Origin of the sequence: Kitasatospora sp. NPDC051984, from assembly GCF_044593455.1 — a bacterium.
In the GTDB taxonomy this organism is placed as follows: Bacteria; Actinomycetota; Actinomycetes; order Streptomycetales; family Streptomycetaceae; genus Kitasatospora.
On record NZ_JBIUCB010000003.1, the window covers coordinates 161,770 to 168,015 of the forward strand.

Below are 6,246 nucleotides of genomic sequence, written 5' to 3' on the forward strand. Positions count from 1 at the left end.
GCGGGGGCTCCGCTATGAGGACATAGCCTGGACCTATGGCTCTCTCCCCGCACGTCCCGGAACTCGGCGCCCTGGAGCTGCTGCTCGCGGTGGCCCGGCTGGGCAGCGTCGGCCGGGCCGCGGCCGAACTGGGCGTCAGCCAGCCCGCCGCCAGCGCCCGGATCAAGGGGATGGAGCGGCAGATCGGGGTCGCGCTGCTGGAGCGCTCCCCGCGCGGCTCCCGGCCCACCGAGGCGGGCCGGCTGGTGGTCGAGTGGGCCCGGCAGGTGGTGGAGGCCGCCCAGGCGCTGGACGCCGGGATCGACGCGCTGCGCGAACGCCGGGACGCCCGGCTGCGGGTGCTGGCCAGCCTGACTGTCGCCGAATACCTGATGCCTGGCTGGCTGCTGGCGCTGAGCGAGGCCAGCCCGGGCACGGCCGTCACCCTGCGCACCGCGAACTCCGCGGACGTCGCCGCCCGGGTGCTGGCCGGGGAGGCCGACCTCGGCTTCGTCGAGGGCACCTCCACCCCGCCCGGCCTGTCCGGCGCCGTGGTCGCCACGGACCGGCTGGTGGTGGTGGTCTCCCCCGAGCACCGCTGGGCCCGCCGCCGCACCCCCGTCACCGGACCCGAACTGGCCGCCACCCCGCTGGTGCTGCGCGAGGTCGGCTCCGGCACCCGGGAGGTGCTGGAGGAGGCGCTCGCCCCGTACGGCGGGCCGGCCGCGCCCCGGCTGGAGCTGGCCTCCTCGACGGCGCTGAAGGCCGCCGCGATGACCGGCGCGGGCCCGGTCTGCCTGAGCGAGCTGGCCGTCACCGAGGAGCTGGCCACCCGCCGGCTGGTCGCCGTCCCGCTGGCCGGGCTGGAGCTCCAGCGCCCGCTGCGCGCGGTCTGGCCGGCCGGTCAGCGCCCGGCCGGCCCGGCCCGGCTGCTGCTCGGGCTGACCCGCGGGGGGCAGTCGCCGCAGGGTCTCAAAAAAAGTTGAGCGGAATAGACTCAACTTAGTGCATGCTGTAGTCAGCAGACTTGGTCACGAGCCAGATGACCCGAAGACGAGAGGGGTATGCCCGCAGTGGACGCCAGTAAGTTCACCAGCAAGACGCAGGAGGCCCTGTCCTCCGCCATCCGCCAGGCCGGCGCCGCGGGGAACCCCGACGTCAAGCCGGTGCACATCCTGCTGGCGCTGCTCGACCAGCCGGAGGGCCTGGCCCGCCCGCTGCTCAAGGCCGTCGCGGCGGACGCGGCGCCGATCGCCACCGAGGCCCGCCGGCAGGCCGCCGCGCTGCCCGCCGCCCAGGGCTCCACGGTGGCCGCCCCCCAGCTCGCCCGGGACACCCTCGCGGTGCTGGAGGAGGCCGGCAAGCGCGCCGCCGATCTGGACGACCAGTACGTCTCCACCGAGCACCTGCTGGTCGGCCTCGCCGCCGAGGGCGGTCCGGTGGCCGAGCTGCTGAAGCAGCACGGCGCCACCCCGAAGGCCCTGCTCGCCGCGTTCAAGGACGTCCGGGGCAGCGCCCGGGTCACCTCGCCGGACCCGGAGGGCACCTACAAGGCGCTGGAGAAGTACGGCTCGGATCTGACCCAGGCCGCCCGGGACGGCAAGCTCGACCCGGTGATCGGCCGCGACCAGGAGATCCGCCGGGTGGTGCAGGTGCTCTCCCGCCGCACCAAGAACAACCCGGTGCTGATCGGCGAGCCCGGCGTCGGCAAGACCGCCGTCGTCGAGGGCCTGGCCCAGCGCATCGTCGCCGGTGACGTGCCGGAGTCGCTGCGCGGCAAGCGCCTGGTCGCGCTCGACCTGGCGGCGATGGTGGCCGGCGCGAAGTTCCGCGGCGAGTTCGAGGAGCGGCTGAAGGCCGTCCTGAACGACATCAAAGACTCCGACGGCCAGGTCATCACCTTCATCGACGAGCTGCACACCATGGTCGGCGCGGGCGCCGGCGGCGACTCCTCGATGGACGCCGGCAACATGCTCAAGCCGATGCTGGCCCGCGGCGAGCTGCGCATGGTCGGCGCCACCACGCTGGACGAGTACCGCGAGCGGATCGAGAAGGACCCGGCCCTGGAGCGCCGATTCCAGCAGGTGCTGGTCGGCGAGCCCACCGTCGAGGACACCATCGCCATCCTGCGCGGCCTCAAGGGCCGTTACGAGGCGCACCACAAGGTGGAGATCACCGACGCCGCGCTGGTCGCCGCCGCCACCCTGTCCAACCGGTACATCACCTCCCGCTTCCTGCCCGACAAGGCGATCGACCTGGTCGACGAGTCGGCGTCCCGGCTGCGGATGGAGATCGACTCCTCCCCGGTCGAGATCGACGAACTCCAGCGCGCCGTGGACCGGTTGCGGATGGAGGAGCTGGCGCTGGAGAACGAGTCCGACCCGGCCTCCGTCGAGCGCCTCGGCCGGCTCCGCCGCGATCTGGCCGACAAGCAGGAGCAGCTCAGCACCCTCAACGCCCGCTGGGAGCAGGAGAAGAAGTCCCTGAACCGGGTCGGCGAGCTCAAGGAGCGCCTCGACGACCTGCGCGGCGCCCTCGACCGCGCCCAGCGGGACGGCGACTTCGAGCGCGCCTCCAAGCTGATGTACGCCGAAATCCCGGCCGCCGAGCGCGAGTTGACGGAGGCCCAGGAGCGCGCGGCGGACGAGCCGAACACCACCATGGTCAAGGAGCAGGTCGGCCCGGACGACGTGGCAGACGTGGTCTCCTCCTGGACGGGCATCCCGGCCGGCCGGCTGCTGGAGGGCGAGAGCGCCAAACTCCTGCGCATGGAGGACGAGTTGGGCAAGCGCCTGATCGGCCAGCGGGAGGCCGTCCAGGCGGTGTCCGACGCGGTTCGCCGCACCCGCTCCGGCATCGCCGACCCGGACCGCCCGACCGGCTCGTTCCTGTTCCTCGGCCCGACCGGCGTCGGCAAGACCGAACTGGCCAAGGCGCTCGCCGACTTCCTGTTCGACGACGAGCGGGCGATGGTCCGGATCGACATGAGCGAGTACGGCGAGAAGCACTCCGTCTCCCGCCTGGTCGGCGCCCCGCCCGGATACGTCGGCTACGAGGAGGGCGGCCAGCTCACCGAGGCGGTCCGCCGCCGCCCCTACAGCGTGGTGCTGCTGGACGAGGTGGAGAAGGCCCACCCCGAGGTGTTCGACGTCCTGCTCCAGGTGCTGGACGACGGCCGCCTCACCGACGGCCAGGGCCGCACGGTCGACTTCCGCAACACCATCCTGATCCTCACCTCCAACCTCGGCTCGGCCTACCTGGTCGACCCGACCACCCCGGAGGAGCGGAAGAAGGAACTGGTGCTGGAGACCGTCCGGCAGGCGTTCAAGCCGGAGTTCCTCAACCGGCTGGACGACATCGTGGTCTTCGACCCGCTGAGCACCACCGAGCTCAGCCGGATCGTCGACCTCCAGGTCGCCGCGCTGGCCCGCCGCCTGCACGAGCGCCGGCTCACCCTGGACGTCACCCCGGCCGCCCGCGACTGGCTGTCGCTCACCGGCTACGACCCGGCGTACGGCGCCCGCCCGCTGCGCCGCCTGGTGCAGTCCGCGATCGGCGACCAGCTGGCCAAGGAGATCCTCTCCGGCCGGGTCCTGGACGGGGACACCGTCCTGGTCGACCGGGACGAGGCGAACGACCGGCTCAGCGTCGGCCCGAAGCCCTCGCTGGTGAAGTGACCAGGTGAAGTAGCGCTGCCCCTCCGACGGGCGGAGCCCCTGCGGGCTCCGCCCGTCGGCGTGTGCGCACCGCCCGGGACCAGGCAGGAACACCCCCCGAGGTCACTCTGTGCCGGGAGCCACGAATGAGGCAGGATGGGAACATGAGAAGGCGGCCCCCTATCGGCAGCCGACCTTGTGCACCGTGAAAGGGACACCCCCGTGAGCATCGACCCGTCGTCCATCCCGTCCTTCGGCCTGCCGCAGCCGCCGCAGGGCGGACAGCCCGGTGGCGCTCCGGCCGGGCCGCCGCCGGTGATCGTCCCGGACCAGAACCTGGTCGCCCAGCTGCTCGACCAGATGCAGCTCAAGCACGTGGTGGACGAGGAGGGCGACCTCACCGCCCCCTGGGAGAACTTCCGCGTCTACTACATGTTCCGCGGCGACCACAAGGAGCTGTTCGCGGTCCGCGCCTTCTACGACCGCGCGTTCCCGCTGGAGAAGAAGGGCGAGATCCTCGACCTGATCGACGAGTGGAACCGCGAGACCCTGTGGCCCAAGGTCTACACCCACACTCACGAGGACGGCGTGGTCCGCCTGATCGGCGAGTCCCAGATGATCGTCGGCAACGGCGTCAGCCTGGAGTACTTCGTCGGCACCACCGCCAACTGGACGCAGGCCGCGGTCGGTTTCGAGCAGTGGATGGTCGAGCGCCTGGGCCTGCAGGAGCAGGTCGAGGACGAGAAGCCCGCCGACGGCGAGGACGGCCCGGCCGACGAGGCCTGAGCCTCCGCCCCCTGGCACACGGAAGGGCCCGCGCACCGATCGGTGGGCGGGCCCTCTCGCGTTCTCGCGTACTACTCGGCGACCGGCCCGCGCAGCAGCAGGACGCCCTCCTCCTCGCGCACCGTCCAGAAGCCCTCCGTGCGCAGCTTCGCTATCTCCGCGGCCTCCTGATCCCCGTTCAGCGGCCACCCCATCGGGTTGCGGGTGTCCAGCACCACCCAGTCCGCGGTCCGCCAGTCCTTCGGCCAGCCGAACTCGAACACCGTGCAGCGGCCGGTCAGTTGGGGCACCAGCCGGTTGCCGGCCGCCACCCGCGCCCCGGACGGTATGTCGGCCAGCACCGACTGCACCGTCCGCACGTGCGCGGAGTCCCGGTAGAAGCCCGCGTCGGTCACCTGCGCCATCGGGAAGAACGGGAACAGCACCCCGGTCACCACCACGCTGCCGGCCAGGAACGGCGCCGTCGCCCAGCGCCCCCAGTGCGGCTTCGCGGCCCGCAACCGGATCAGCACATCGACGAACGCCACGAACACGATCGGCATCAGCACCACGCTGTAGTGGTACTGGGTGCCCCAGTACATCGGGTTCTTGCTGAGCAGCCGCCAGCCCAGCGTCGGGACGGCGACCAGGAACAGCGGCGAGCGCAGCGCCAGCAGCAGCGTCGGGACCAGCAGGAAGAACAGCAACCGCCCCTCGACGGTGGCGGTCACCAGGTGCCCGGGAATCGACAACAGCCGCTCCACCAGGCTCGGTTCGGTGCCGGGCCGGCTCTCCAGGTTGTCCCAGTAGTTGTAGGCGTGACTGGGGCTCATCGCCGGCAGCAGCACCAGCAGTTCCACCACGCTGGCCAGCACGCCGGACACCGCCGTCACCAACCCGAGCCGACGCGGCCCGCGCCAGGCGACGTAGCCGCCGATGACGGCGACGGTGAGGCCGAGGTCCTCCTTCACCAGGCAGAGCGGCGCCGCCCAGGCGACCGCGGCCACCCAGCGCCGCTCCGCCAGCGCGACCACCGAGAACGCCAGCAGCGGCGCCGCGAAGGCCACCTCGTGGAAGTCGAAGCCGATCGTCGAGCCGACGCCCCAGGAGAGCCCGTACCCGAGCGCCACCGCCACGGCCGCCGCACGGCCCAACTCCCGCTGCGCCCAACGGGAGATCGGCACCACGGCCAGCGCCAGCAGGGCGGCCTGCCCGAGCAGCAGCGTCTCGGCGGCCGGCCACACCAGGTAGAACGGCACCAGCGCCAGCAGGATCGGCGAGAAGTGGTCGCCGAGCAGGTTGAAACCGTTCCCCTTCAGCGGGGTGACCGGCAGCTCGAAGTGCGCGTAGCTGCGCACCGCCTGTTCGAATATCCCCAGGTCGTAGCCGGTGGTCAGCAGCAGCCCGTGGCGCCGCAGGCAGAACACCGCGTAGAACGCGAAGAACCCGGCGGCCAGCCCCCACGGCAGCAGCGCCGGCCAGTTGATCACGCGCCGGCCGGCCGGCGGGCTGCCGTCTTCCCCGCTCAGCCGGACAGGAGACGACGATACGACTGTTCCGGACGCCATATCTTCACTTCCGATAGCCCCACGCGGGCCCGGTTCCCCCCGGCCCCACGGATCCCCGAAGGAGGATCACCCCTCTGGCGGCAGACTATGCCAGCCTCCGCGAACCGACGATCCGTCCGAGGTAGGAGCACGCACGGCCGCGGGGGGGGGGGGGGGGGGGGGGGGGGGGGGGGGGGGCGCCGGGGGCGGGGGGGGGGGGGGGGGGGGGGGGGGGGGGGCGGGCGGGGGGGGGGGGGCGCGGGGCCCCGGGGGGGGGGGCCGCGCGCGCGCGGCCCCCC

4 protein-coding genes are annotated in these 6,246 nt (G+C 72.8%); 3 read left to right on the forward strand and 1 reads right to left on the reverse strand.

Annotated features, from left to right (window positions below):
• The first annotated feature begins 35 nt into the window (after window positions 1-35).
• The 3 genes from ACIHEI_RS07305 to ACIHEI_RS07315 all read left to right on the forward strand — a co-directional run bounded on the left by ACIHEI_RS07305 (window position 36) and on the right by ACIHEI_RS07315 (window position 4,421).
• On the forward strand, window positions 36-965 hold the full coding sequence (locus ACIHEI_RS07305) for a LysR family transcriptional regulator (protein ID WP_392948900.1): 930 nt from the start codon (window positions 36-38) through the stop codon (window positions 963-965).
• Between the two features lie 87 nt (window positions 966-1,052).
• Window positions 1,053-3,656, forward strand: coding sequence for an ATP-dependent chaperone ClpB (gene clpB, locus ACIHEI_RS07310; RefSeq protein ID WP_392948897.1), 2,604 nt, complete (start codon window positions 1,053-1,055; stop codon window positions 3,654-3,656).
• A 201-nt stretch (window positions 3,657-3,857) separates the two neighbouring features.
• The gene (locus tag ACIHEI_RS07315) at window positions 3,858-4,421 is read left to right on the forward strand and encodes a YbjN domain-containing protein (RefSeq protein ID WP_380480394.1); all 564 of its coding nucleotides are present in this window, start codon (window positions 3,858-3,860) and stop codon (window positions 4,419-4,421) included.
• Between the two features lie 71 nt (window positions 4,422-4,492).
• Here the strand turns inward: ACIHEI_RS07315 and ACIHEI_RS07320 are convergent, their stop codons facing one another.
• On the reverse strand, window positions 4,493-5,890 hold the full coding sequence (locus ACIHEI_RS07320) for a DUF2079 domain-containing protein (RefSeq protein ID WP_396605976.1): 1,398 nt from the start codon (window positions 5,888-5,890) through the stop codon (window positions 4,493-4,495).
• Window positions 5,891-6,246: the final 356 nt, after the last annotated feature.

Bases quoted from the DNA above. Each gene is read 5' to 3' on its own strand.
- ACIHEI_RS07305 (WP_392948900.1), top strand. From the start codon at position 36: ATGGCTCTCTCCCCGCACGTCCCGGAACTCGGCGCCCTGGAGCTGCTG.